This window comes from Pseudomonas sp. WAC2 (assembly GCF_030403525.1).
Taxonomy (GTDB): Bacteria; Pseudomonadota; Gammaproteobacteria; order Pseudomonadales; family Pseudomonadaceae; genus Chryseomonas; species Chryseomonas luteola.
The window spans coordinates 80,233-106,721 of sequence record NZ_JAUEPD010000011.1; the positions used below are offsets into that span (position 1 = coordinate 80,233).

Consider the following 26,489-nt stretch of genomic DNA (forward strand, 5'->3'; position numbering starts at 1 on the left):
AGCCGTTATCTGCGGTATTGCCTGTGCTTGGCAATCAGCAGTGTCATTGTATTTTCATCGTGAAGGTTTTTGATAGGCGAGGTTTGTCGGAGTCGGCATCTGGTTCGGGGTGCTTCGTTATGTATTGACGATAGCATCCTGGTGAGAGGCCGAACCCTATAGCCATACCTCATCCATGCCCAGTCTAACCAGTAGGGAGTTTTGCGGCCTGTTTACGTAAGCTCATGTAGTCACTGACTTGTCTGGTCCACCACAAGAAGGAATAGGCAATGACCGTCAAGGCTGTAAGTAATAACGATAACCCGCCAGCAGGCTCGGAGTCAGACAAAGCCTGGAATCAGGCAGTGGAAGATGCCAAGGAGGTCGGCATCCGCTGGGAACGCCCTAAGGACGATACGCGTTCGGCGCAGGAAATCATCGACGACAGTCCGCTACTCAAACATCTGGGCAACCAGAGCGGGGTGAAGGACAAACTCAAGGAGCGGGTGGGCGATTTCGAGAAGGACGCTGACGCCGCATACCGGGCTGTCCAGGTGCTTGAGCACGTAGTGAAGATCGATGAAAACGGCAATCGCATCATCGGTGACAGCAATGTCGATAATGATCGAATCGATGGATTCACCAAAGGGGGCGATGCAAAGCACGGTACTGAAGCTGGCCGCCTACAAGACTTTGGCAAGTATGGGTTCTCTTTTTTGAAGGGCGAGCTCCATCAGGTCTCTTTAGCTGGTAATAACGACAAGGCTCGCGAGCAGGCAGAAGCACTGGGTATCCGCTGGGAGCGGCCGGAAGGTGATGATCGCTCCGCGCAAGACATTATTGATTCCAATCCCTTGCTCAAGAACCTAGGCAACCAGAGCAACGTGAAGGACATGCTCAAGGAGCAGGTAGGTGATTTTGAAAAGGACGCCGATGCGGCCTACCGGGCTGCACAAGTGTTGGAGCATGTAGAAACGTTGGACGCCTCTGGTGAGAAGATTGCCGGAAAAGACGTGGGTAATGGCAGTATCAACGGCTTTACCAAGAGTGGTGAGGCGAAGCACGGCACTGAAGCCGGTCGGCTGCAGGATTTTGGTAAGTACGGCTTTTCTAGCCTGAAAGGTGAGCTCAAGGACCCTGCAGCGGTAGCGGGTGACAAGCAGGCCCGTGAGCAGGCCGAGAAGCTGGGCATCGTATGGGAGCTGCCTCCGAACGATAAGCGCTCGGCCCAGGATATTATCGACAGCGATCCGCTACTCAAGAATCTGGGAAACCAGAGTGGCATCAAGGATATGCTCAAGGAGCGAGTCGGCGATTTTGAAAAAGATGCCGATGCAGCCTACCGGGCTTCACAGGTGCTCGAACACATCGAGCGCTACGACGGTGAAGGCAAGGTTCTTTCTGGTAGCGATATTGGCGATGGCAAGATCAATGGCATCACCAAGGGCGGCGAAGCAGAAAATGGCACTGAGGCCGGCCGACTTCAGGATTTTGGCAAGTACGGTTTCTCCAATCTCAAGGGGCCAGAGCTTACCGAAGAAGGGAAAATCGATTTTGCACGCGAAAGTGCAGGTCTGCCACCGGATACCGAAACGGATGTCGCCAACCTGGAAACTACCACAACTGATCCAGCGGACAAGAACCGCAAACTTACAGTGAGCGAACTGACGTGGCAGAACCTGCTCGCCGATTGGAAAAAGGGAATCGACAACGGCAGCATTGCCAAGGACGATGACCGCGCCAAGCTCTATAACGCCTTGCGTGCTCAGAGCGCCAGCGAGAACGGGTTGGACATGGTCGTGCTGGACATGTCGATGGGGCAGGGTACAGCCAAGGTGAGCGGTAAAGACCTGTCTTCCATCATTGATAAGGCCAAGGTGGACGAACAGGTCGGCAAGCTCTTCGGCTCGGAAAGCGTACAGAAGGATTTCCAGGCTCAACAAAGTAAGGCCCTGGACGCACTGCCGAACAAGGACGCGGTGCGCGAAAAACTCGAGACCATGGCTTTCTCCGAGGAGTACTCGCGTTATATCGCCGAGCTCAAGAAGAATGGCAAGGATGAACTGGCGGAGGCTGACATCGGCAAGACCTACGCTTCGCTGGCGGCCTTCGACCCAGACAAGGCTGCGCAGTTTTCCCAGCACATGATGATCGACGCCACGACAATTGATCTCGACAAGCTGCTGGCCGATCCCTCGGGAATCAACGACGAAAACACAGTTCTAGCTACCCAGGACACCATCAAGACGCTCCTGACCGCGCTGAAAAAAGGCGGTATCGACATCTCGCGGCGCACCGTGGAAACCGAGCGCTTCGTACAGGAGTTCCTGGGTAACAAGCAGACTGCAAAAGCATTTGGCGAAGCACTCAAGGAATTGGGGGCGACCTTTAGCAAGAACGGGGTCGTGACGGCGGATGACATCAACAAGGTTATGAGCAAAGACGTCTACAAGACCTTGGGTGAGGGCGCCCATGGCAGCATGCTCAAGACCATTACCGAGCTCAACAGCAACGGTGCGTTGGGGTCTGCAGGCGGTCTGATTTCCCTGGCTTCCGGGATTTACCAGATTGCAGGCAAGGGCGGCACGCTGGCGGATACTCCAGAGGAGCGCCTGGCGATTGCAAAAGACTTTGTCAGTGTCTTGGGCGCAGGGCAGCACTTTGTGAACCTGGGCAGTAATATCGTCGATAGCATCTGGGGGACCAAGATCAACCAGATGATGGGGTTGGACAAGTCCTTGCCGCAGATCTTTGGTAAGGATGTACCGGAAGGTTCTGGCAGAAACCTGAGCCTTGTGGAGGGTGATCTGAAAAAGATCTATGAAGGCTTCAACGCAGCGATTGATGCTGCCCCTGTTCCCGATCAGCAGAAGCTGGCAGCAAAGATGGATCTGACGCCGGAGCAGTGGACAACGCTGAACGAAGGCTTCCGTGACGGTTTTGCCAAAAATCCGGGGCTTAAGGGCAGCACCCCTACCAGCCGTGGCGTTTCGGCATTCCTGCGGGTCATGGATGCAGGCGCTAATACCTTCACCGGGGTCGCTGACATTGTGCTGGGTGGCTTGAAGATCAAGTCAGGTCTTAACAGCAACGACAAGGTCGCTGTGGCGCAGGGTGCTATTACTGTTGCTGCGGGCGCCTTCAACTTTGCCGGTGGCGGCGCACAAATGGCCGCGGTCATGGGAGCCAACGCCGCTCGTGCCCTGGCGGGGCCGCTCCTATGGGTTGGCGCAGCATTGACGGTGGCGCTGACGCCCTTCCTGATCGTCGAGGACATCAAGCACAACAACCGCATGGATGCTCATCGCGAAGATTTGCAAAGCCTGATCAACGATCTGAATGATCAGAACCTGCTCACCGCCGATGGCAAACAGCGCTTCGAGTTTCTGGATGAATATATGTACAACTACGGCCAGCGTGACGCACCGGAAGATCTAAGTATCTTCGAGTACCGTGAAGAGGAATATGAGTTCTTTGCAGACGGAGGGCATTTGCCGTCGCCCGGTTTCGACGACGTCGAGCATGAAGATTACAAGGGGGATGGTGCCAACCTCGATACACAACTGGCGTAAGCGAATAGCGATGAATCGAATCAAGGACTGAGCTGCGACTCATAGCAAAACAGCAAGGCGGGCCAGGGAAAGGCCCGTCTTGCTGCCTGTCTTACTTGACGCCCGCCTGTAGCGGCGTTATGCCCTGCGGCCTGATCATCTACCCCTATATAAGTGGTACCGACCAGTCCGGACAAGCTGCTAGTCAAGAGCATGACAGGGACACCTGCATTGATCTGGATTTTCAAGCGCCTTACGGATATCCGGCGTATCGTGAGACGGTCTTGCACATTGCCTGGAGAAGGCATGCAAGACCGCAATGTTGAACGATTGGCGCAAGCCGATCAGCCCTTGTGGTAGCTTGGCGCAAGTTTGTAGACCGAGGTATTCAGCCCCTCGAAGCGTGCCTTGAGTTGGAGAGCCAAATACAGAGAATAATGTCGGGACTGATGGAGATTGCCCCCATGGAACCAGAGGTTGTCTTGCTGGGTAGGCTTCCACATATTACGCAGCTCTCCCTCGTATGGGCCTGGGTCCTTGGTGGTACCTGACCCAAGCCCCCAGCACCGGCCTACTTTGTCAGCCACTTCCTGTGAGATCAGCTTGGCGGCCCATCCATTCATCGAGCCGTAGCCGGTGGCGTAAACGATAAGATCAGCCGGTAATCGGCTGCCATCGGTCAGGACTACGGCGTCTGGCTCGATATGATCGACGCCCAGTCCTTTCCCGCTCTTGAGCTTGATAGTGCCATTGGCGATGAGCTCCGACGCCCCAACATCAATGTAATAGCCTGAGCCGCGGCGAACATATTTGAGGAAGAGGCCGGACTCATCGTCCCCGAAGTCCAACATGAAACCGGCTGCGCTTAACCGCTCATAGAAGTCCTTGTCTCGTTCCTTCACGCGGTCGAAGGCCTTGCGATGGAATTCAGGCAACACACGGTAGGGCAGGGAAGCGAATAGCATGTCGGCCTTGTCTGCCGTGATTCCCTGCTCAAGGGCATCCTCGGAGTAGAGGGGGCCGAAGACGATTTCCATCAACGAATCGGAGCGTACGATATGGGTGCTGGAGCGCTGCACCATGGTGACGTCCGCACCGTTTTCCACAAGATCGGCGCAGATGTCATGGGCCGAGTTGTTGGCCCCAATAACGACTGCTCGTTTGCCACGCCAGGCATCGCCTCCTGGATGTTGGCTGGAATGATACTGCTGCCCGGCAAACGTCTCAGCGCCGGGGTAAACGGGAACATTGGGTACACCCGACATACCGGTCGCCAGAATCAGCTGGGTAGGTTTAAGCGTAATCGGTTTGCCGTCACGTACCACCTCTACGGTCCATTGCCGCGCAGTCTCGTCATAAGAGGCTTTGACGCATTCGGTCTTTGCCCAGTAATTGAGCTCCATGACTTTGGAATACATCTCCAGCCAGTCGCCGATCTGATCTTTGGGCGTAAAGACGGGCCAGTGCTCAGGAAAAGGCAGGTAGGGCATGTGGTCGTACCAGACGGGATCATGCAGGCAAAGCGACTTGTAGCGACCACGCCATTGATCACCCGGTCGTTCAGCCTTGTCGACGATCAAGGTAGGAACGCCAAGGCGCTTGAGCCGTGCGGCAAGCCCCAGACCACCTTGCCCACCCCCGATGATCAGACAATAGGGTTGTTCGGTGATACCCAAGGCCGCCTCCTCGTCATGGCGTTTTTCCAGCCAGTTGCGCTTGTCGGCATGACCATGTCCATGCGTTGCACCCATGGGGCGACGCCGCCCGGAAGGCTCCTCGAACCCTTTGAGTTCACGCATGGTGGTGAGGAGTGTCCAGCACAGCCCGTCTTTGAGTCGCACATAACCTTTACCACGGGCAACGTCTGTTTCCAGACGGATCCAGCCTTCGAGTACATCGTCGGTTAGAGTCGCCTCGCCCTCCAGTGTCCAGTGATCAGGTTGGGTCTGTTCGAGGCGCTCCTCAAGCATTTCACGAATCGCGGTTTTGCCCTCCAGCGTAATCAGGTTCCAGCTGAACAGCACCAGATCACGCCAGTAGCAGTCATCGGCAAACAGCTCAAGTGTGCCATCGATGTCTCGTGCAGCAAGGCGGCTGCCGAAGCGCTCTACCCAATTGGAGAGCTGGGCTGTCGGGGATTGCGCTTGCGATACGGCTGTAGGATCAACATGAATATTCATAGGTGTCTCCTCCCGGACTAATTGTTGTTGTGCGCAGCCCGCCCCGGGTCGGCAAGTCCGCGTCGGCTCAAACAGGTCTGTTGTGACGGGGTTAGTTAGGCCGTGCAACGGGCAAGAGGGTCAGGGCTTCCCGGTACCAGGCACGCTGGCGTAGGAGGGATTGTTCAGCGGGCGTAGCGTGCTGCTCCCTTGAATCGATAATGGATGGCCTTGGCGTACCGTATGGCAGGGCGCAAACGTTCCTGGTGCAGAAAAAGGCGTAACGCATGAATGGACTCTCCTGATCGTTGTTGTTGTGCAGGGGAATACATAGGAGAGTGGAGCAAGGATAAGGCCAGGTTTGGAAAACGCTTACCTGCTGCGGTGTTGCCGATACGGTTGCGGCTATCCCTGGTCAGCTCGTGTATCGGTCCTGGCCTAAGAAGGTGACATTTTGTACCGCTTCTGGCCTACCGGCCTTGGAGGCTTGAATGACCTACACTAAACATTGCACCTTGCCGCCTGCATAGGGAGAACAACAAGAATGTCCCAAAGGCCTCATACTTCAATACCTCCTTTTTCAAAAGCACTAGACAGCTTGCCTTCAGGCTCTACAGACCCGGTTGTCGTACGCTCCTGGCAGCGCTGCCTTGAGCACTACCAGCTGGATCCTGCCAGTCCCCAGGCACCTTGCGTCATAGAGCAGCCGCGCCTGATTGATCACCGAGAGCCGCTGTGTAACCTCCTTGGCTTGGCCCGTGGGCAGATGAACACCCTTTACCAGCAGCTGGGCGGGGCAGGACACACGATCTTGTTGACCGATGCCCAGGGGGTGGTGATTGAAAGCGTCTTCCATGAGGCAGAGCAAACTCTGCTCGAGCGTGCTGGCCTGTGGCTTGGTGCGGTATGGAACGAAGATATCGAGGGGACCAACGGGGTGGGTACCTGTCTGGTTGAGCGCCAACCCATCACGATTTTTCGGGAGGAACATTTTCGCAGTCGCCACACGGGTTTGACTTGCTCGGCGATGCCCGTCTTTGATCCGGCCGGAAACCTCCAGGCGGTACTCAATGTTTCTACGGTTCGCGAGCAGCAATCGCGGCAGAGCCAGTTTCATACGATGGCGCTCACGACACTTTCGGCAAAACTGATCGAAAATGGCTTTTTCCTGCAGCATTGTAAGCAGGACTACCTGCTGCGCTTCCATACCCAGCCCGAATTTCTCGGTCTGCTTAGCGAGGGGCTCCTGGCATTCGATGGAGGGGGCCGGATTACCGCAGTTAACGAGCCGGCCCTGAACCTACTGGCCACCCGCCGTGAGGCGTTGCTGGGTCAGTCGCTGGAAGGCGTGCTCGACATCAGACTCGATGAACTCCTGGCCTATGCGCAGCCGCAACCCAGTGCCTATTGGTCGATATGCACCTTGAGCGGCGTGTTGCTCCATGCACAGGTACGGGGCATACAGCTGCGTACAGTTGTAACGCCTCCGCCGGTTCGCCGCACAAAGATCGAGGGGCTATGTCTCGCCGATCATGCACTACATGCGGCGTTCGATCGGGCGCTCAAGGTGTTGGAGCATGATGTGCCGGTTCTTCTCTATGGGGAGACCGGGACTGGCAAGGAGGCTTTCGCTACTGCGCTGCACCGTGCCAGTTCACGTGCAGGCAAGCCATTTATCGCACTCAACTGTGCGGCCATTCCCGAGGCGCTGATCGAGAGCGAGCTGTTTGGTTATTGCGGCGGAACATTTACCGGTGCACGTAAAGAGGGCATGGCAGGCAAGCTCCAGCATGCCAATGGCGGCGTCCTGTTCCTTGATGAAATTGGCGATATGCCGCTTGCCCTTCAAACCCGGCTGCTGCGTGTTCTAGAGGAGCGTCATGTCGTTCCGTTGGGAAGTACCGTACCACAGCCGCTTGATATTCGCCTGATCAGTGCCAGCCATCGAGACCTCAAGGCGCTGGTGGCGGCGGGTCAGTTTCGGGAAGATCTCTATTACCGCCTGACTGGCCTGCAAGTCACCCTGACGCCTTTGCGAGAACGAAGCGACAAGGCTGAGCTGATCGATCATCTGCTCCGAGAGGAGGCTTGTGGCAAAGAAATTCGAGTGGAACCGGCAGCCAGGCAGGCGCTACTGGCGCAGCCATGGCCCGGCAATATTCGTCAGCTGAGAAACCTGTTAAGAACGCTTGTAGCCTTGAGCGAAGGGTGCTGGATCGGCCTCAGGGATGTGGCAGCCGTTCTGCCGCTGGAGACACCTGCAGAAAATGCATGTAACCCTTTGGGGACAGCGGAGCGTGATGCCCTGGTTGCAGCCTTGCAGGCTGAGCACTGGCATCGGGGGCATGTGGCTGAGCGGCTCGGTATCAGTCGCAATACGTTGTACCGCAAGCTCCGTAAACACGGGCTGATCAACCGTTAATTAAGGTGGCATCTCTCCCATCAACCGGAAGGCACCAGGCCGATTAACGGCTACATTAAACGGCTCATCATTCCAGATTCGCCTTGCCCCGATTGTGACAATAGGGGCGCGCTTGAGAGTTGGTTTTCTCGTCTATACGACCTTCACGAGACTATCTACTGACAAGCGGCCTGCCCAAGCTCTACCAGCTTTCCACCTTGCCTCAGTTTTACTGCATCCACCACTCTGACGAGCCTTGCGGGCGTACCGTACTGTTTGGCACTCAGGCAAACGGATTCGGCCAGCCGGAACTGCAAGGTATGATCATCGACAACACTTACCTGGAGCAGGGACGGTGTAACCCAGCGGGCTTCCTTGATAGGGCTTTTCTTGTTTGAGACCAGTGCATGAATCAGTTGCTGCTGCCGCTGAGCGACATCAGTGCTTCCTACTTGAGCCTCGTGCGGAGTTGAAGCGGCACGAAGCCCGAGATAACCCAGGGCAGCGCTCACAATCATGAGCAACAACAGTACTTTCCTGGCTTTCGACATCGTCGGTGGTTTACTCCAGGGAAACAGGTCAGTCATCTCGTCTGCAATCAGGCAGGGCAAATCGTTTCCCGATCATCAATGCAAGCTCCGGCTGAAGGCTATGGCGCACGAGCCAGACGCGCAATCTATCCGCCGATACAGACATCGAGCGTTATAGGGCTTGGACATGCGTCCTTTTTAAAGATTTTTTCTATCGGTCCGATAGAGAGTGTGATGCCTTGCAAGGGCAGCTTCTGGCTGCGCTCATCCTGCTTAACGTGCAGCCATAAAAGCACGATGGTAGGTAATCGACTGAGCTTCGTACCATTGATATCGAAGCAGACTCTGAGGTGAACATCGTGCTCCGAAACATCCCGTTGGGTTTCAAGCTTCTGCTGATTCTCATATGCCCACTTCTCGGCTTCCTATGGCTCGCGACGGCAAAGGTGGTTGATAGCTACCAGACCTTGCAGGAGATGAATCGAACGGTGGAAGCGAGCACGGTTGCCCAGAAGGTAAGTCAGTTAATTACCGTGCTGCAGCGTGAGCGCGGCGCAAGCGGTGTTTATCTGGGTAGTAAGGGAAATGCAATGCGGGATATGCTGCCTCGCATGCGCCAGCAGACGGATGAGGCTATGGCGGCCTTGCGCGCGCTTTCTGGAAGCGCCAGTGAGATTCGCGACGCTATGGCTGCATTGGATGGTCTGAAAGCCACCCGTGACCAGATCGATACGCTGGGCATCACCAACCGTGAATCAGGCTCGCGGTTTACCAAAATTATTCAAACGCTGATTGGATTCACTCACTCATTGGAGCGCAGTGTGAATGAGCCATCGCTTGCCCGAGCGTTATCCTCGCTTAATGAATTCATCGAGATGAAGGAGCGGGCAGGTCGTGAGCGGGCCATGCTAGGTGTCGTGTTCAACCAGGATCGGTTCGACTCTGATCTGCTATCGGCTTTCAGCCGTAACCTGGGTGAGTTTTCCGCCTACTCCGAGGCCTTCAGACGTAACGCGTCTGAGGCGCTTGTGCGAAAGCTTGATGAAAAAATGCAGCAGCCCAGCGCGCTTGAGGTCGCACGTCTGCAGCGTCTGGCGTTCGAGACGCCGATCGGCCAGTCACTGGGTGTGTCTGCCGAAGGATGGTTCAAAACCTCGACGAGCCGAATCGATCTGATGGGCGAAGTAGAGGAAGAGTTGGGACAGCAGGTGGGCGCCCTGGCGGCCAAGGCGCAACATCATGCGTCAGCCGCTCTGTGGACAACGCTGGGTGCCGCAGTGCTTGCGCTGTTGGTCGTCTCGGTGTTGTCCTATCTGATCATTCGCAACATCAGCGTTGCCGTTAAAGCGGTAAACAAGGCGCTGCTGGCACTTTCGCAACGCGATCTTACTGCGCGATCCGATTACAAGGGCAAGGACGAATTTGGCGAGATTACTCATAACCTCAATCGTATGGCTGACGAGTTGGGCCAGGTGATTCAGGAGATTGGTAACGCCACCACGCAGGTGGCGACGGCCGCGGAAGAATCCTCAGCGGTCACGCTTCAGACCAGCAAGAGCATTGAGCGCCAGCGCCAGGGTACTGAGCTTGTTGTCACTGCGATCAACCAGATGAGCGCGACCGTGCGGGAGGTGGCTCAGAGCACCAGCGATGCCGCCAGCATGTCACAAGAGGTCAACCAGAGCACAAGCCAGGGGCGACGTGAAGTGGAAAGCACGATCAGTGTCATACGCGAACTGTCTGCGCAGGCCGATCAGACCGCAGCCATCATCAGCGACCTGAAGCGAGAAAGCGACTCCATTTCCACGGTGCTTGATGTGATCCGCGGCATTGCGGACCAGACCAATTTGCTGGCGCTCAATGCGGCCATCGAGGCGGCACGGGCCGGCGACCACGGTCGGGGCTTTGCAGTGGTGGCTTCCGAGGTACGTATGCTGGCCCAAAAGACACAAGAGTCTACTGGCAATATTCAGCAGATGATTGCAAACCTGCAGACAGGCTCTGATCGCGCTACTCAATCGATGCAGGAGACTGTAGGCAAGGCTCGCGCAGGCGCCTCCAACATTGAGCGGGCCGGTGATATGCTCACCAGGATTGCCGAGGGCGTAGCCAGTATCAACGATAGAAACCTGCAGATTGCTGCGGCTGCGGAAGAGCAAAGCGCCGTAGCGGAGGACATCAATCGCAATATCGTGGAGATCAACGATGTAGCTATCCAAGTCAGCGCAGGTGCCGAGCAGACTGCCGCAACCAGTCTGGAGCTGGCGCGTCTGGCTGAGCACCAGCAAAAGCTGGTAGGTCGGTTCAGGTTGGTGTAAACCGCACGTGTAATCGATTGACTCGTTTTGCTGAGCTACGCTTGGTTATCGTTATTAGCCGATCTGGCTAGTGTCTGAGTCATCTGAACGTTTGTCAAAGACAGACGTTCAGGCTCAACAGGCGGGTATCAAAGACGTTACCTTCAAAAGACAATCAGCTGCCTGCCGGTTACTGTACCGGCAGTGCTCTTATGGCGACCTTGTTTATTTATCAGCCGGTGCCGCCTGAGAGGAGCCTGACTGCGCGGCATCGGATCCCTTGTTCCGACTAGGTATCTTTAGCTTTGTCCTTCTTATTGGCCTCATGATGGCCAACCGCGCATCCTGCCGCCGCACCTGCACTGTCGTGATGTCCGGCAACATGGCCGGCAGCGCCTCCTACGACAGCTCCCGTGATCAGCTCAAGTGAATGGCCCCGCAAGTCCTTCGAGAAATAGGGCAGCCGCGTCTGTAGCAAGCGGTCTCTAGACGATTGCGGCATAACATGAAGAGGTGTCGGCGAGCGGAAAAAAGTGTTTGACTTAGAGCGCACTCTAACCTCTAGGATCCTCTCCATGGACTCGATTTTAACGATAGATGAAGTTGCCAAGCGTACTGGTCTGACGGCTCACACGTTGCGCTACTACGAGCGTATCGGGTTGATTGCGCCTGTTGGCCGAGCCCCTGGCGGCCAACGGCGTTACGCAGCATCAGACATGGCCTGGATCAGTTTTCTTTTAAGGCTGCGTACCACCCAGATGCCTATCGGAAAAATGCTGACCTTCGCAAAGTTGCGTGCTGTTGGAGACTCAACCGTATCCGAGCGCCGTCGCTTGCTGGAGGATCACCTGGCGGAGGTACTTGCCCAGATCGAGGCCATGAAAAAGTCTGCCGATGCCCTGCAAGCCAAGGTCGAGCACTACCAGGCGCTGGAGCATTCCTGACATAACCCTTAGCTACCATGGAGAGACGCCTGATGAACACTGCAACGCGCTATGAACGCGGACTTGAGAAGTTAAAGGAAATCGATGGTGAGATAGGCGAGCGCGTCGTCGCCAGTCTTGCTGACATCGCTCCGGACTTTGCACGCTATCTAATCGAGTTTCCGTTTGGAGACATCTACTCTCGTCCCGGTCTTGACCTTAAAAGTCGAGAAATTGCAGTGGTGGCGGCGCTCACGGCTATGGGGAATGCAGCGCCTCAACTCAGAGTACATATCCAGGGCGCGCTGAATGTAGGTGTTTCGCGTGAAGAAGTCATTGAAACCATCATGCAGATGGCGGTCTATGCAGGCTTCCCAGCGGCATTGAACGGACTGTTCGCAGCCCGAGAGGTCTTTGCATCGCTAGATACTTTGGATCAACCAGTAGCGGAACCAGAGCATTAAGGTCGCCAAGGCTTGGGTATTCATAAAGACCGTTTGATTCAAAGCGTTTCACGCATTCAATGAAGCCCTACAAGTGCTGTCCAACGATAGGGTCATTTAGGACCCCACTCGAGGTGTATATGAATACTCAACCAATCGACACATGGCGGATGCAGGGCTCTGATCCATTAGGTCCGGGTGATGAAGTAGGTGCGAACGATGACGAGATGGCACCACTGGACCCTGACCAGGCACCTGACGAGGCCGATGAAGAAGGTGGCATCTGATAGCGGGTTACCTCAAGTCCTGCCAATGCAAGGCTTGAGGTATCAGATTAACGGTCGGATTGTTAATACAGTATTTGATGTGAATCCTGTCACAACATGATATCTCTGCGCAGCAGCAATCGCTGCTCCTGCAGAGGCATCATTATGGTCAGGTCAGGCGGTGGTTTCTTGGTAAGACAAGGAACCGCATTAGCGGTAGGCGCAGCTGTTCTTTTTCTTTTATTTGGCATTATGGGTTGGGTTCTTGAATACCTGTCCTTTGGCATGATGTGTATGCCAATAGCGCTGGGAATTGGGATTCTGACCTTTTTATGTTTAGCGACGATTACCTATAGCCTGCTGGACTAATCTGCGTAGATGAACGCTCGGTTTTATGCCGAGCTTTTTATTGTTCAGCTAATTAGACGAACGGAAACGGTGGTGCGAACACTTCTTGGTTTGACGACTCCAAGTTATAAGGCCGCTTTGGCCTTATAAGAAAGGAGATGCACCATGGCTACGTATGAGCACGCTCCACTAACAGCGCAAAGCCCTGATCCGCTTAAACCAGACGATACAGGTATTGGTGGCGATGTGGTTGATCCCGCTATGCCAGACGATACTTTGGATGATGACGATGTAAATCGTCCCTTGTAGTCGAATACTCGAATAAAAGCCCGGTTATATGACCGGGTTTTTTGCTAACAGCGATCAAGATCTTCCCACATCTTTTTCCAGTACGCGTCCGCTTCGCTGTGTCGTGATCCCAAGGCCGTTTCGAGCTGTTTCCGTTCATCCGATTGATGAGGTGCTGCGCATTTGAGATATTGAGTGGCTGCTTCTTGTACCCGTTGCTCAAGTTGATTCCACTCTGTCACAGCTGCCGTCCACGACTTGCCCGTCAGTGCTTCATACTTTTCGTGCCCATCCATACGGTCGTCCTCAAGAAGAAGATGCATGTTGATAGACACGAGTTTCAAGCATCTATTCCAATCTAATAATGATCTGATTGTTCATTTATGCGGAATAATTAGCGACTTGAGATAAACCTGGCGTCACTTATCCAAGCTTATGGACTTAGCCGATTGGGCTAGTATCCAGAGCCCATACATAGGGATCAGACTAGAGTGGATATTGCTAAAAGCACTGCAGAGCAATTCCCAATGTCAGTACTGTCATTTTGAGCGAATTTTTCAGTAATTATCTGGGCGCTCAAAGCTGTAGACATGTGCACGATCCGTTCAGCCTGCCGCCTATTCAAAACGGAGCGCGCTATTCTCACGTTCTGTTCCTTTCTCCATACGTCATATCGCCTTTCAATCGCATGCAAGGTTTACTGAAAAAAGGCTTTTTTCCTGTGCCTCCTATAGCTCAATCCAGCGTCTAGTTAATGAGCAAAGCCTTTATCCGCAAGGCGGCGTTTGGGTTTCGACCGGTAACACGATTAGTTGAAACATGAACGCCGTATCGTCAGGACCGTTGGGCCTGCTCTACAAGACTTAGGGGAACCCCTCCGTGATTAGCGGTTCTAGTCTTAAGTGGTAGTGCTTTATAGGTAGAGGAGAGCCAGTCTATGAAGGCAATCCGTATGTTGGCGGCAACCGTGGCCCTTGGTGTAACAAGTGGTCTTGCATGGGCTGATCTGCCTCCTGTGATCACGATGGGCCCCGGCTTCAAGATCGTGGTGAATGGCGCAGAAGTGCCGGTCTTCGGCTTTGACCGTTGCCCGCAGGCCGCTCTGGATCCACAGAACACCTTCCATATCCCTGGCGAGCAGGCCAAGGCCTGTACCGTCATTCCCAGTTACCAGAGTGAAGTCAAAGTCCGCATGATGCTGCGCTCCGGTCCGGTCGTGGAAACCTGGGGGGTCATGCGTTATGGCAACATGCTGGGCTTTCGCCGGCCCGGCGGCGATCTTGTCGTTCCGGCGACCTGACCGTTAAGCTGAGGTGATACCCGGCAGCACATGGCTGCCGGGCAGGAGTTAGCCGATCAGTTCAGCAAACGCCTTGTCGGCTTCAAGCACGTCGGGTAAGGCAGCAAACAGCTTGTCTGTATCTAGTCCGTTGAACAGGGGGCCGGTCAGATGCTGCTGTGCCTCAGGCGTGGCACCATGGGCTTCGTAGACATCGCTGATCGCTACTGCTTGCGCCACAATGCGTGGATAATCGTCCGCCTCGGCAGGTGCCTGGGTGGGACGACCTTGATAAGCGATCGCTTGTTGAATGACCTTGGGTAATTGCCAACGCTTTGCCAGCTCTGCCCCTACTTCTGGATAGCCAAAGCCCAATTGCACGGTCTCATCCGCTGCTCGTCCCGTAGCATCCTTTTTAGGTTGCTTGTTCAGCTTGGCTGCATAGTCAGGCGCACCCGCCTGAATCAGCAGCTCACCAATGTTATGCATCATGCCACAGGTAAAGGCTGTGTCCGGGTCTTTGCCCAGCTGCTTTGCCAGGAGTCGACAGATACTGGCTACCCGAAAACTGTGAGTCCAGAACGCTTTCAGGTTATAGCCTGAGTCCACCTTGAACGCGCCTGTCATGGCGGACGCCAGAACCAACGTACGAAGCGTATTGAAGCCCAGGCGCATGGTGGCATCTTCGATGCTGGTCGAATCACGAGCACCCTTGAACCGGGCCGAGTTGGCGAGACGTAATACCTTGGCGGCAATAACAGGATCGCGTTCCACGTTACGCGCAACACTGTCCAGGCTGGAGGATGGGTTATCGAATTGCTGGATGAGATCCTGGGCGACCTTGGGCACGCTGGGCAGGTTGTGAATCTCATTGAACAGGGTGTCGATATTCATGAAGGCATCCTTGATGCCTGAACGGTATATTCCAAAGCATAGAAAAGCTTTGCCAAGTCGCTAGTGGTCAGACGTCGGCTCGCTGGGGCAGGAGACGTGTAATAGTCCAGTAAAGTGCGGATCCTTATCTTCAATCCCTGCTGCAATAACCCTAAGCGCTCAGCCAGCCTGAACAAAGTGGCCATAGACTTGCCCAACAAAAAGGGCACCTACTGCACAGGAGAAGACTGATGGTTGAATTCCAAAAGGCACCGGACGACCCAGAAATCGATCCAACCCCTTCACCACAGGATGAGCCAATCGGTGATGATCAGCGTGAGCATGCCCCCGATGAGCGTCTTCCTCAAAAGAATCCGACTGACCCGGAGTACAGCTGATGGACAACGATCCTCATCGTCATTTCGATGACGGTGTTCCAGACGAGACTCACCCGGACGAGATGCCTGCGGAGGATGACAATACGCCGCCGGTAGACCCTGTGGGAACCTGTATTTAAGGATAAGAGCCCGGTTCAGAGGCCTTTCGCAAGGCGCCTGAACCTGGCCAGCGTCAGCGGTTAACGCTGTGTCAGTGTCGCAGTGTTACCCGTACCGCTCTGGCTAATGGTCGCTATATCGCCCTGAGAAGATTGGGTTACGTTCATGCTGTTGGCTGAGCCATTCTGAGAGAGAATGGCCGAATAGCCTACGCCGGTTTGCGTAGCCGTAATCGTGTTGGCATCACCCGACTGCGATACATACAGTTCGTTGTCATCGCCGTTCTGGTTGAAGTACAGCTCGTTACCCGTTCCGTCCTGAACCGATGACAGGAAGTTGCGGTTACCTGTCTGGGCCACGTCGTAGGACGTCTCTCCTGCCACGCCTACAACGTTGCTGTTACCTGTTTGCGATACATTGACTTCGTTGTAGGTCCCGCCCTGCGTGATATCGACTTTATTGAGGTCGCCGGACTGATCGACACGTGCAGTAGCATTATTTGCAGAGGGTTCTCCAAAGATGCTGTTCTGCGTCAGCCTGATGCTATTTCCATTTCCGTCCTGGGTAGCAAGCGCGACGCTGTTATCGATCAGCTGAGAAACCCGCGCATCGTTGTTATCACCGTACTGATAAACCGAGGCGATTGGGTACTCGCTGAAGGACTGGAAGATGTCACTCCTGTTACCGCTGCCTTCCTGAACTGTCGTTTGAGTTCCGTAGTTGGAGCTGTAGTGCTCACTGTTGGCATCGTTATTGTCGCCATTCTGGCGTATGGAGGCATTGCTGTAAGACGATAGGGTCTGGTTGATGCCAGCGTTGTTTGCCGTGCCGTTTTGCTCAATGATTGCGGTATCTTGATCGGCCTTGCCACGAACCCCCATACCGCGATGTTCGTAGTTACTTTGAGTGATATAAGCCGTATTTTCATTGCCCGACTGGTAAATCTGCCCAACGTTGAGGCTTCCGCCTTCCTGGATAAATTGCGTCCTGTTGCCAACGCCCTCTTGGTAAACCGTGCCGCTGTTTTCAGTACCGGACTGCTCAATGAATCCGTAACCGTTTTGCCCTGTCTGCGTTTGCGTAAAGTTATTGGACGTACCGCTCTGTTCGATCGTGGAGGTGTTGTTTTCGCCGTTCTGATTAAGATCTACCGTGTTGTTTTCTGCATGAGCGTGCAGGGTGAGGGTAGCCAGTACGGCAAGGGCGAGGGGTTTGAGCGCAGGCATTGAAAAATCTCCCTATGTCAAAGTCATGAGACCGCTGAAATCGTTATCAACTGATGACGGCTCACCCACAACTGCATAGGCATCTGGCCTGCGGGTATCTATCAGCAAATGGCTTGGAGCCATGTAAAAGCGCATCAGAACGGGCAGGCAAGAATTCTGGTCTTCCCTAACCAACACTCAAATGAGTCAACATGGCACCCAACCGGTGCGTAAAGCAGCTTGAGTATAGGAACGGCTTTGGAAGGATGCCAACAATAGTAAGGCTATTTATTAGGTTGCCAATCATAAGAGTTTTTGAGGACGCCGTTTTCTCACTGTGGTCTCATAGACGCGCATATCGTTGCGTCTTGCCATAATGTAAATGCCATACAAAACAATGACTCGAGAACAGGCCCTTGCTGCGAAATACCATAAAACATCCTGCCCGGCTGGTGCCGTTGGCCTTCCTGATCACCATATTGATAGGCACATCATTACTCATGTTGCCAGTGGCGCGAGCCGGTGAAGCGAGCGCTCCCTTTTTGACGGCCTTGTTTACTGCGGTTTCGGCAACCTGCGTGACCGGTCTTGTCACCGTAGACACTGCTACGTATTGGAGCGGCTTCGGTCAGGTCATCATTCTTGTTCTGTTCCAGATTGGTGGAATCGGCATCATGAGTGGTGCAACCTTGTTGGGTCTTCTGGTTAATCGACGCTTGCAACTGAGCAGCCGATTATTGGCCCAGAGTGAAACCCGCTTGCTTGGGTTGGGTGATGTCGTTGAGGTGCTGCGATTGGTGTTGGCCGTTACGCTCACAGTCGAGTTGACGATAGCTGTACTGCTCGCTTTCCATCTGCATTTTGCTTATCAGGAGCCATGGGAGAATGCCGCATGGAATGGTATTTTCCACGCGATTTCGGCGTTCAACAACGCCGGATTTTCTACTTACTCAGATAATCTGATGGGGTTCGTCGCAGACCCTATCGTAATTCTCCCCATCACTGCTGCACTGATCATAGGCGGCATCGGCTCTCCCGTACTGTATGAGCTCAGGCACATGCGCCGGAAAAACCGGCCATGGTCTGTTCATACGCGTATTACCTTGCTGGGCTCGGCGCTCCTGTTGATCATCGGTACAGTAGCCATGCTGGGATATGAATGGAATAACGCCGGCACACTTGGTCCACTCGACACAGGGGCCAAGCTGTTGGCCGCCTTTTTCCACTCTGCTGCCGCGCGTACGGCTGGGTTTAATAGTTTAGACGTCGGGCAATTCACCACAGAGACCTTGGCTATCCATTACATTCTGATGTTTATCGGGGGCGGTAGCGCGGGTACCGCTGGAGGTATAAAGGTTACTACCTTCTTTTTACTGTTCTTTGTGGTTTGGGCAGAGATCCGGGGTAACACGGATACCGCAGTCTTTAACCGACGGATCGCTTCGGAAACGCAACGCCAGGCACTGGTTGTTGTTCTTTTGGGAACTGCCATGGTCGCGAGTGCAACACTCATTCTGATCAGTGTGACCTCGTTTCCTCTTGAAAAAATCGCGTTCGAAACAATTTCTGCCTTTGCCACGGTAGGTCTTTCCACGGGAATCACCGCTGATCTTCCTCCCGTAGGGCAGGTCGTTATCATTGTCCTGATGTTTGTAGGCCGCGTCGGGACGATTACCGTGGCAACTGCTCTGGCCTTGCGTAGCCGAAACAAACCTTATCGCTATCCTGAGGAACGCCCCATTGTTGGATAAACTGTTCTCGTCGACCCGCAGTGACAGCGTGGTCGTTATCGGTCTGGGCCGCTTTGGTGCCTCTGTTGCCGAATCGCTAATCGACATGGGGCATGAAGTACTAGGGCTGGACGAGGATGCAAGCCTCGTCCAGAACTGGTCCGACCGGCTGACCCATGTCGCTCAAACCGACAGCACCAATATCGAAGCTTTGCGCCAGTTGGGCGTTGATGAATTCATACACGCTGTTGTTGGCATTGGTAGCGACCTTGAGGCCAGTGTTCTAACCGTCCTGGCACTTCAGGAGCTGGGCGTGAAAGACATCTGGGCCAAAGCCATGAGTGCAAAGCATGGGCAGATTCTTGAGCGAATCGGTGCTCATCATGTTGTCTATCCAGAGGCCGCCATGGGAGAGCGCGTGGCTCATCTGGTGACAGGCAAGATGTTCGAATTCATCGAGTTTGAGGATGGTTTCGCTATTGCCAAAACCGGAGCACCACAGGAAGCCCATGGAAAAACGCTAGCCGAATCGGCTATTCGTACACGCTACGGCGTGACCGTGATCGGCCTCAAGCGGCCCAAGACAGACTTCGTGTATGCCAAAGCAGACACACAGATACATGAAGGTGATTTCTTGATCGTAGCAGGCACCACCAAGCTGGTGGAAAAGTTTTCAGCTCAGGTTTAGCGGCCGTATCAATACAAGTCTCTTGATAGTCCTTATTGGTCGACATCCGCTCAGCTTTACGGGGTGGATGTCATTTTCAGCGTTTTATGAATCAGCTTCCCAGCTGATTGGCAAATTGCTCTACCGCACTTACTACCCTTTTCTTACGCTGGTATACATATAGGCACGCCTTTAAAGCGCCAATATAAAACAGGAAAGATAGACATGAGGAAGTCTTTAAATGCTATTAAAGATTAATCTTCGTTTATCTTTAATAAACGTCTTCCAGCAAAATTAGAGTCATGGCCTGTTATTGAAGTCACAGCGAGGTATAGACCGTTATACGTAGCGGATATCCTGTCAAGAAACCGGCTTGACCCTATCAGACCTTAAGGGCCATCCGTGCAGTTATAAAGCAATCATCGATTGGGCCGCGCCTTGGCAATCCACTGTATTTAAAGACGCATACGATGAACTTGCCGTATACCTGTTATCACGGACAGCTCGCTTAAGAAGTGCCCGTCCCGAGTGCCTGAAGCTACCATCAACCGGGCGAAGGCAACAGACGCAGCAGACGACCAATCAAGCCCCAGCGCCTGGTGACATAGACGTGCTTGGTACGCGTCCTGATGGCGGCATATATACAATCGGCGGCTTTTTCAGGCGTGGCCACCCAGAAAGGTTTATCAACTTTCAACATGTCGGTGTTGACAAAGCCGGGACACGCCTCGGTTACTGTCACAAGCAGTTTATGGTGACGTGCCAGGTCGCGCAGGCCATCCAGGTATGTCGAGACGAAGGCCTTCGAGGCACAATAGGCGGTAGCGCCCCCGTTGGCGCGGAGCTTGGCAATGGATGAAATTCCTACCAGGTGACCCTGTCCCCGCACTGATGACTACCAGCTCAACGTGACCTACCTGCTGGATAAAGCCTTTGAGAGCTATCCGGGCTTCGTCTATTTCCATCAGGTCCAGTGGGCAAATGATGGCGTGATCACCTAGTTCCTGGGCGAGTGCTTGAAGGCGTTCAGCTCTTCGCGCAGCCAAACCGACCCGCCAGCCTTCTGTTACCAAACGGCGCGCCAGTGCCTCACCCATTCCGGAGGATGCACCGATAACGATGGCGCCAGGGCGATACGCAGGTGGTTTCACTTCCATTGAAGATGGTCCTTGAGCAGTACGTTGGGAAAGCCTAGCACTACACCCGGTGTCTAGTTAAATCGGTATGTCATACATGCATCACGCGGTTTCTGACAAAAATGTCATCGCAATGACCCGTTTCTGACCGTGTGGCTTGGTTAGGGTATATCGATCCAACCAAGGAGCCCTGTCATGGACAGAATCGTTACATTCACATTGCTCATGCTGGCAGTCGTAAACGCAGACGCCGCCTTACCCAAACAGGCGGAGCTGGACTTGGCCACAGCCCGTCGCTTGCTGGACGCTGCGCCCTGTCATGCTGCAATGGCAGCGCTTGATCGCGGCGGGAACCCTATTCTTATTCAGCGCGATACCCAGGTGGGCCCTCATAACGCAGATGCTGCCCGCCGCAAGGCCTATACCGCATTGTCTACCAAGACAGCGACACGCCTGCTGGCTGAAAAGGCCCGTCAGAATCCGGAGGCTGCCAACCTCAATACCTTGCCTGAGCTATTGCTGCTTGGAGGCGGTGTGCCCCTCTATGAAGGCGACGCGCTGGTAGGTGCTTTTGGCGTAGCAGGTGCTGGCGGCGCTGCCCAGGATGAGCAATGTGCGACCGAGGCTGCCTCGGCGATAGGTTTGAAAACTAACCCTTGAAGGAGAACCACCATGAAGACTCTGATACTGGCACTAGGTATGACGGCAATGTCCGGCATGGCTGTCGCTGCCAATAATCCGCTTAGCGTACATGTGCTCAATATTGAGACCGGCGTACCCTCATCCGGTGTAAATGTAACGCTTGAGCGTCACATCGGAGAGACTTGGCAGCCGCTGGCCCAAGGCACTACCAACGAGCAAGGTCGCATCGCCGAGCTTTACCCCAGCAGTACACCTCTGCAAAAAGGCGAATATCGAGTTGTTTTCAAGACCGGCGATTATTACAAGAAAACCGGCCACGAAACCTTTTTTCCTGAAATACCTGTGATCTTTGAAGTAAAACAAACGGACCAGCACTATCACATCCCACTGCTGCTCAGCCCTTATGGTTTCAGCACCTATCGGGGTTCATAGGGCGTTAGTCAAAGAGTCTTGAGAAGATGTTGCCATTGTGTCGGTATCCACTGAATGATACCGACCCTTCATGCTAGTGCTGGCGGAGAAGACGATACCGTTTTGCTAAACAATGGTACGCCTACTTCTCCAGGCAACCGGGTTGATCGCGTTTGGATTTACGCTGGGGTCCAGCGTGGCCCTCGTCGTAACGAAGCGGATAGGGAAGGCTGAGAAATTTGATCAGGGTGTCCCAAGGTGTACGTCCAAATCGAAAGTGATTACGGGCTTTTTCCTGGCCTGTGACCACTCGGTCCGCTGGCTAGCTCTCTTCCTGCCTCGGCAAAGCGTTGGACTACAGCATCCTCATCAATCTGGCAGAGTGAACCAATAAGGGTTCCTGATAGAGACCTAGCGGGTTCTGCTAACGCTCCGCCTTGATCGCAGAGCGGATGGCTTCCAGCAGCATCTTGCAGGCGGGATTGTCATTATCTGTACGCCATACCAGATGCAATTCGCTTTGTATGCCGTCGCCCAGATCGATTTCCCTAAAGACCACCTCCTTGAAGACGACATTGGTGGCGCAGCGAGGTACAAACGCCAATCCCATCCCCGCGTTGACCAACGCCAGAATGGTGAGCGATGAGCTTAGCCATTGAATGTATTCCGGCTCGACGCTGGCGGAGCGGAACATACCGGTCAGCAGCTCGTTAAAGGGGGGGTAAGCCGAGTGCGAATACATGAGAAAGGGCATCCCATGAAGGTCCTGCACGGTTATCACAGGTGCATGAGCCAAGGGATGGCTGGCGGGTACAGCAAGCACGAACGGCTCACGAACCAGGCATTCGGTTTCATAGCCCGGCTGCAGGAGTGGTGCACGGACGATACCCAGGTCGATACGGCGTGCCCGTAGCGCTTCGTGTTGCTGAAACGTATTCATCTCCGTCAGGGCAACCTTGACGTTGGGCTGACTAAGACGGGCTTCGGCAATGACCTTGGGAAGAAACTCATAAACGGCGCTGCCAACGAAGCTGATGGTAACCGAGCCGATGTCGCCTTCGGCAAAACGTCGCGCGGCAATTGCAGCCTGTTGTGCTCGCTCCAGAAGTGCCTGGGCTTCGATGAAAAAAGCTCTTCCTGCCGCAGTTAGGGCTACGCTGCGCGTATTTCGAGAAAAAAGTTCTACGCCCAGGCTATGCTCAAGTAACTGAATCTGCCGACTTAACGGCGGCTGCGTCATGTTCAGCCGCTCTGCCGCACGGCGAAAGTTGAGTTCTGTAGCCACCGTGGTGAAGCAGCGGAGCTGAGCGAGTTCAAACATTGATCTAATCTCGGTATCAATCAAGACCTAATATAGATTAGACAGTAACAATATCGGCCTCCATTATCGACGCTCTCCTACAAAAACAATGAGCGGGGAGTCGCCCATGAGTAATGTCCAGTCTTCCGTGGACTCCACGGTGCTAACCCGTGCGGTCTCCAAGGTGAAGCGGCATGTCTTGCCGTTATTTGTCGTCATGTTCATCGTCAACTACATCGACCGGGTCAATATCGGCTTTGTACGTAGCCATCTCGAGACCGATCTCGGGATTGGTGCCGCTGCCTATGGTTTGGGTGCCGGCCTATTCTTCATTGGCTATGCGCTATTCGAGGTCCCGTCCAACATGCTCTTGCAGCGGTTCGGTGCCAAGGCATGGCTGACGCGCATCATGTTCACCTGGGGTATTGTCGCAACGGCCATGGCGTTCGTACCTAATGAAACCTGGTTCTATATCCTGCGATTTCTGCTTGGCGTTGCCGAGGCGGGGTTCTTCCCTGGGGTGGTTTACTACTTCACCAAATGGCTGCCTGCTGATGAACGTGGCAAGGCCATGGCAATTTTTCTGAGTGGTTCAGCCATTGCCTCTATCCTCTCTGGTCCGTTGTCTGGCGCCCTGCTGGGAATAACCGGGCTGGGGATGTCCGGCTGGCAATGGATGTTCCTGATTGAAGGCTTGTTCTCCGTCGTACTGTGCGGTTTTGTCTGGTTCTGGCTGGATTCCCTGCCCAAGGATGCCAAATGGCTGAGCACGGAAGAGCGCAATGCACTGACTGACTGTATCGATGAGGAGCAACGCCAGCGCGAATTGGCAGTAGGCGAGAGCAAGGCTCATCCTTCAGCGTTCAAGTTGTTGCGTGATCCGCAAATTGCGCTGTTCTGCTTTCTGTATTTTTCGATCTCGCTGACGATCTACGGCTGCACTTTCTGGCTGCCGAGCATCATTCGCTCCATGGGCGGGCTGGGCGACTTCGAGATTGGTCTTTTCAATTCCATTCCGTGGATCATTTCCGTCGTGGCCATGTACCTGTTCGCCAGTCTGGCGTCCCGCTTCAAGTGGCAGCAGGCCTGGGCTTCGTCAGCCTTCATCATTGCAGCCATTGGGCTGTTCGCCTCGACGATGGGGGGGACGGTGTTTGCGTTTCTGGCTATCTGCTTCGCCGCTATCGGCTTCAAGGCAGCGTCATCACTGTTCTGGCCGATCCCCCAGTCTTATCTGGATGCACGTATCTCGGCGGCAGTCATCGCACTGATCAATTCGGTAGGTAGCCTGGGCGGTTTCGTTGCGCCTGCCACGTTTGGCTTTCTGGAGGAACGAACCGGCTCGATTGAGGGCGGCCTCATTGGTCTTGCCACGGTCTCCTTGATTGCCGGCATCTTGGTCTTCATGACCAAGACGAGAAGAGGTCCTAGCGACGGTATCAAAGCCAAGGTGGCCGCTGTGCCTGCTTGAGTAAAGGACGGGCCTGCCGGGCAGCCCCGGAGGCCCTCTCTAGTGTTCAGGAGTTCTATCATGAAGATCAAACACATCCGTGTAACCCCGATTGCCTTCAAGGATGCGCCACTGCTTAACGCCAGTGGTATCCATGAGCCTTATGCGCTGCGTTCGATCATTGAGGTGGAGAGTGATAACGGTTTTATAGGCTTGGGCGAAAGCTACGGTGATGCACCGGTGCTTAGCGTGCTGCAGGCCATGCAGGAAAGCCTGCTCGGCCTGGATCCTTTCGATCTCAACGGGTTGCGCGCCCAGGTCATCCAGACAGTGGCCCGTCTTCAACCGGGTGCCAATCCCGGAGCAGAGTTGGCGCCGGGTTCACACCCTAGTAAACAAGTGGCAAATGCGTATTCGGCGTTCGAGGTTGCCTTCCTGGACCTACAAGCCCGTTCGATAGGGGTGCCGCTGGTAGATCTTCTGGGCGGCGCCGTACGTCGGGAGGTCCCCTTCAGCGCCTATCTGTTTCTGAAATATGCCGAGCATATTCAGTCACCCTATAAGCCAGACCGGTGGGGCGAGGCGATCAGTCCGGAGCAGGTAGTCGCCCAGGCGCGTACCATGATCGAGGAGAACGGATTCCAAAGCATCAAGCTTAAGGCGGGAACCCTACTGGGCCCCGAGCATGAGGTTGCCTGTATGAAAGCGCTCAAGCAGGCTTTTCCTGGCATACCTCTGCGCATCGATCCAAACGGCAACTGGTCACTCGAGACTTCGATTCGCATGGCGGAGCTGTTAGGCGATGATCTTCAATACTATGAAGATCCGTGTCCAGGCCTTGAAGGGATGGCTGAGCTGCATCGGCGCACAGGCCTTCCACTGGCGACCAACATGGTCGTGACGGATTTTGATGAGTTCCGCCGCAGCATCGCGCTGAACAGCGTACAGATTGTGTTGGCGGACCATCACTATTGGGGTGGCCTGCGTGATACCCAAATCCTTTCCCGTATGTGTGAAACCTTTGGGTTGGGCGTTTCGATGCATTCCAATTCGCACTTGGGCATCAGTCTTATGGCAATGACGCATGTAGCGGCTGCTGTACCCAATCTCTCCTATGCTTGCGACACACATTATCCCTGGCAGGAGGCCGATGAAGAGGTTATCAAAGGTGGCAAGCTACCGATTCGCAATGGGTGCGTTGCGATTACGGACGCACCCGGACTGGGCGTTGAGCTGGATTATGACCAACTGGCCAAACTCAACGACCAATATCTTACCTGCGGTATTCGCCAACGTGATGACGTCCGGCAAATGCAGAAATATGACCCCGACTGGAAAGCATTAAAGCCTCGGTTCTAAAGCAAAAAGTAGTCATAGGCATCTAGAAAACGGCTTGTCATATGTTGCCTTTATTGGTAGCAAAATGGTAGCTCATGACAAGCCGCTCTATCAGGAAGCGATACAGCTTTAATCTTGCTGGCAGCCTGAACTGCCTCCAGCTACGGCCGGTCGACATGCTTAACGACTGGAGGTATGAGCATGACAAGATCGAACCGTCTTTTATGTGGCGCTTTAGCGCTAGGCGTCGTAACAGGTATGCGTAGCATGCTGGCTCCTGCAATGGTCAGTGAGGCGCTTGCCAGGCGTTCGGCTGCTACCAACGCAGACTCCTTGACCCGTACACTGGTTAAGTCCAGAGCACGCCAGCTCTTGATACCGCTTGCCGCAAGTGAGTTGGTGGGCGACAAACTTCCATTTGCCCCCGATCGGACAATCGCACCGTCAATGATGGTACGGGCGCTGTCAGGAGGTGTGACCGCGGCAGCACTGGCTGGGGCGCAGCGGCAGCCTGCTTTGGTCCCCGCTTTGATCGGCGCAACCGCTGCCTGCATCTCGGCAAAAATCGCCATTCGCCTGCGCAAGCGTTACGGCAGCTCCGGTGCAGTCATCAACGCAGCCTTGGGGCTCGCCGAAGACAGCTTGGCACTTGCTATTGGTAACGCCGGGTTAAAGCGCGTCTTAGGTAAGGGCTGAGGTTGCTTTTAGCAACACAGGGACAAACCTGCAAAAGGCGAAGGTAAGTCCCTGAATGTATCGGCAACTGAGCGGGATTG

22 protein-coding genes and 1 pseudogene are annotated in these 26,489 nt (G+C 54.4%); 16 read left to right on the top strand and 7 right to left on the bottom strand.

Annotated elements, in window-relative coordinates; genetic code table 11:
* Nucleotides 1-269: 269 nt before the first annotated feature.
* Nucleotides 270-3,551, top strand: a complete 3,282-nt coding sequence (locus QWJ10_RS21080; protein WP_197873246.1) for a hypothetical protein — start codon at nucleotides 270-272, stop codon at nucleotides 3,549-3,551.
* 323 nt (nucleotides 3,552-3,874) lie between these two features.
* On the opposite strand, the gene QWJ10_RS21085 is transcribed toward QWJ10_RS21080, so the two are convergent.
* Entirely contained in the window at nucleotides 3,875-5,710 is a 1,836-nt protein-coding gene (locus tag QWJ10_RS21085; RefSeq protein ID WP_289929584.1) for an NAD(P)/FAD-dependent oxidoreductase, read from the bottom strand.
* A gap of 523 nt (nucleotides 5,711-6,233) precedes the next feature.
* On the opposite strand from QWJ10_RS21085, the gene QWJ10_RS21090 reads away from it, so the two are divergent.
* Nucleotides 6,234-8,111, top strand: coding sequence for a sigma-54-dependent Fis family transcriptional regulator (locus QWJ10_RS21090; protein WP_289929585.1), 1,878 nt, complete (start codon nucleotides 6,234-6,236; stop codon nucleotides 8,109-8,111).
* Between the two features lie 155 nt (nucleotides 8,112-8,266).
* Here QWJ10_RS21090 and QWJ10_RS21095 read toward each other — a convergent pair whose 3' ends face one another.
* Nucleotides 8,267-8,701 (bottom strand): hypothetical protein, encoded by a 435-nt coding sequence (locus QWJ10_RS21095; RefSeq protein ID WP_289929586.1) that lies wholly within the window; start codon nucleotides 8,699-8,701, stop codon nucleotides 8,267-8,269.
* A gap of 278 nt (nucleotides 8,702-8,979) precedes the next feature.
* Between QWJ10_RS21095 and QWJ10_RS21100 the strand changes: the two genes are divergently transcribed.
* The 5 genes from QWJ10_RS21100 to QWJ10_RS21120 all read left to right on the top strand — a co-directional run bounded on the left by QWJ10_RS21100 (nucleotide 8,980) and on the right by QWJ10_RS21120 (nucleotide 13,206).
* On the top strand, nucleotides 8,980-10,938 hold the full coding sequence (locus QWJ10_RS21100) for a methyl-accepting chemotaxis protein (RefSeq protein ID WP_026003799.1): 1,959 nt from the start codon (nucleotides 8,980-8,982) through the stop codon (nucleotides 10,936-10,938).
* A 554-nt stretch (nucleotides 10,939-11,492) separates the two neighbouring features.
* Entirely contained in the window at nucleotides 11,493-11,861 is a 369-nt protein-coding gene (locus QWJ10_RS21105) for a MerR family transcriptional regulator (RefSeq protein ID WP_122043972.1), read from the top strand.
* Between the two features lie 32 nt (nucleotides 11,862-11,893).
* Complete coding sequence (locus QWJ10_RS21110) at nucleotides 11,894-12,304, top strand: carboxymuconolactone decarboxylase family protein (RefSeq protein WP_010798787.1); 411 nt, start codon at nucleotides 11,894-11,896, stop codon at nucleotides 12,302-12,304.
* A 119-nt stretch (nucleotides 12,305-12,423) separates the two neighbouring features.
* A complete protein-coding gene (locus QWJ10_RS21115) occupies nucleotides 12,424-12,570 on the top strand; it encodes a hypothetical protein (protein ID WP_010798786.1) in 147 nt (48 codons plus the stop codon).
* Nucleotides 12,571-13,062: 492 nt separating this feature from the next.
* A complete protein-coding gene (locus QWJ10_RS21120; protein ID WP_010798784.1) occupies nucleotides 13,063-13,206 on the top strand; it encodes a hypothetical protein in 144 nt (47 codons plus the stop codon).
* A 44-nt stretch (nucleotides 13,207-13,250) separates the two neighbouring features.
* Here QWJ10_RS21120 and QWJ10_RS21125 read toward each other — a convergent pair whose 3' ends face one another.
* Complete coding sequence (locus tag QWJ10_RS21125) at nucleotides 13,251-13,529, bottom strand: hypothetical protein (protein ID WP_289929587.1); 279 nt, start codon at nucleotides 13,527-13,529, stop codon at nucleotides 13,251-13,253.
* Nucleotides 13,530-14,122: 593 nt separating this feature from the next.
* On the opposite strand from QWJ10_RS21125, the gene QWJ10_RS21130 reads away from it, so the two are divergent.
* Complete coding sequence (locus tag QWJ10_RS21130) at nucleotides 14,123-14,485, top strand: hypothetical protein (protein WP_010798781.1); 363 nt, start codon at nucleotides 14,123-14,125, stop codon at nucleotides 14,483-14,485.
* Nucleotides 14,486-14,533: 48 nt separating this feature from the next.
* Here the strand turns inward: QWJ10_RS21130 and QWJ10_RS21135 are convergent, their stop codons facing one another.
* Nucleotides 14,534-15,358: an HDOD domain-containing protein gene (locus QWJ10_RS21135; RefSeq protein ID WP_150346285.1), complete on the bottom strand. Its 825-nt coding sequence runs from the start codon at nucleotides 15,356-15,358 to the stop codon at nucleotides 14,534-14,536.
* Nucleotides 15,359-15,588: 230 nt separating this feature from the next.
* Here QWJ10_RS21135 and QWJ10_RS21140 point away from each other — a divergent pair, with 230 nt between their 5' ends.
* Nucleotides 15,589-15,735 carry a hypothetical protein gene (locus QWJ10_RS21140; RefSeq protein ID WP_010798779.1) on the top strand — a complete coding sequence of 49 codons (147 nt, stop codon included), beginning with the start codon at nucleotides 15,589-15,591 and terminating at the stop codon, nucleotides 15,733-15,735.
* A gap of 179 nt (nucleotides 15,736-15,914) precedes the next feature.
* Here the strand turns inward: QWJ10_RS21140 and QWJ10_RS21145 are convergent, their stop codons facing one another.
* The gene (locus QWJ10_RS21145; protein ID WP_289929588.1) at nucleotides 15,915-17,060 is read right to left on the bottom strand and encodes a hypothetical protein; all 1,146 of its coding nucleotides are present in this window, start codon (nucleotides 17,058-17,060) and stop codon (nucleotides 15,915-15,917) included.
* Nucleotides 17,061-17,455: 395 nt separating this feature from the next.
* On the opposite strand from QWJ10_RS21145, the gene QWJ10_RS21150 reads away from it, so the two are divergent.
* Together QWJ10_RS21150 and QWJ10_RS21155 are read left to right on the top strand one after the other, a co-directional pair.
* Nucleotides 17,456-18,790 carry a TrkH family potassium uptake protein gene (locus tag QWJ10_RS21150; RefSeq protein ID WP_289929589.1) on the top strand — a complete coding sequence of 445 codons (1,335 nt, stop codon included), beginning with the start codon at nucleotides 17,456-17,458 and terminating at the stop codon, nucleotides 18,788-18,790.
* A complete protein-coding gene (locus tag QWJ10_RS21155; RefSeq protein WP_010798775.1) occupies nucleotides 18,780-19,457 on the top strand; it encodes a TrkA family potassium uptake protein in 678 nt (225 codons plus the stop codon). The genes QWJ10_RS21150 and QWJ10_RS21155 overlap by 11 nt, the downstream gene beginning before the upstream one ends.
* A gap of 523 nt (nucleotides 19,458-19,980) precedes the next feature.
* Here the strand turns inward: QWJ10_RS21155 and QWJ10_RS23200 are convergent.
* Nucleotides 19,981-20,593, bottom strand: a pseudogene (locus tag QWJ10_RS23200) (SDR family NAD(P)-dependent oxidoreductase).
* 174 nt (nucleotides 20,594-20,767) lie between these two features.
* Between QWJ10_RS23200 and QWJ10_RS21165 the strand changes: the two are divergent.
* Nucleotides 20,768-21,232, top strand: a complete 465-nt coding sequence (locus tag QWJ10_RS21165; protein ID WP_289929591.1) for a heme-binding protein — start codon at nucleotides 20,768-20,770, stop codon at nucleotides 21,230-21,232.
* Between the two features lie 12 nt (nucleotides 21,233-21,244).
* On the top strand, nucleotides 21,245-21,646 hold the full coding sequence (uraH, locus tag QWJ10_RS21170; RefSeq protein ID WP_197873256.1) for a hydroxyisourate hydrolase: 402 nt from the start codon (nucleotides 21,245-21,247) through the stop codon (nucleotides 21,644-21,646).
* Nucleotides 21,647-22,049: 403 nt separating this feature from the next.
* Here uraH and QWJ10_RS21175 read toward each other — a convergent pair whose 3' ends face one another.
* The gene (locus tag QWJ10_RS21175; RefSeq protein WP_010798770.1) at nucleotides 22,050-22,946 is read right to left on the bottom strand and encodes a LysR substrate-binding domain-containing protein; all 897 of its coding nucleotides are present in this window, start codon (nucleotides 22,944-22,946) and stop codon (nucleotides 22,050-22,052) included.
* 106 nt (nucleotides 22,947-23,052) lie between these two features.
* Here QWJ10_RS21175 and QWJ10_RS21180 point away from each other — a divergent pair, with 106 nt between their 5' ends.
* The 3 genes from QWJ10_RS21180 (at nucleotide 23,053) to QWJ10_RS21190 (ending at nucleotide 26,409) form a co-directional block, all read left to right on the top strand.
* Complete coding sequence (locus tag QWJ10_RS21180) at nucleotides 23,053-24,396, top strand: MFS transporter (RefSeq protein ID WP_010798769.1); 1,344 nt, start codon at nucleotides 23,053-23,055, stop codon at nucleotides 24,394-24,396.
* 60 nt (nucleotides 24,397-24,456) lie between these two features.
* Nucleotides 24,457-25,734 (top strand): glucarate dehydratase family protein, encoded by a 1,278-nt coding sequence (locus QWJ10_RS21185; protein WP_150346291.1) that lies wholly within the window; start codon nucleotides 24,457-24,459, stop codon nucleotides 25,732-25,734.
* A gap of 180 nt (nucleotides 25,735-25,914) precedes the next feature.
* Nucleotides 25,915-26,409, top strand: a complete 495-nt coding sequence (locus QWJ10_RS21190) for a DUF4126 domain-containing protein (protein ID WP_289929592.1) — start codon at nucleotides 25,915-25,917, stop codon at nucleotides 26,407-26,409.
* Nucleotides 26,410-26,489: the final 80 nt, after the last annotated feature.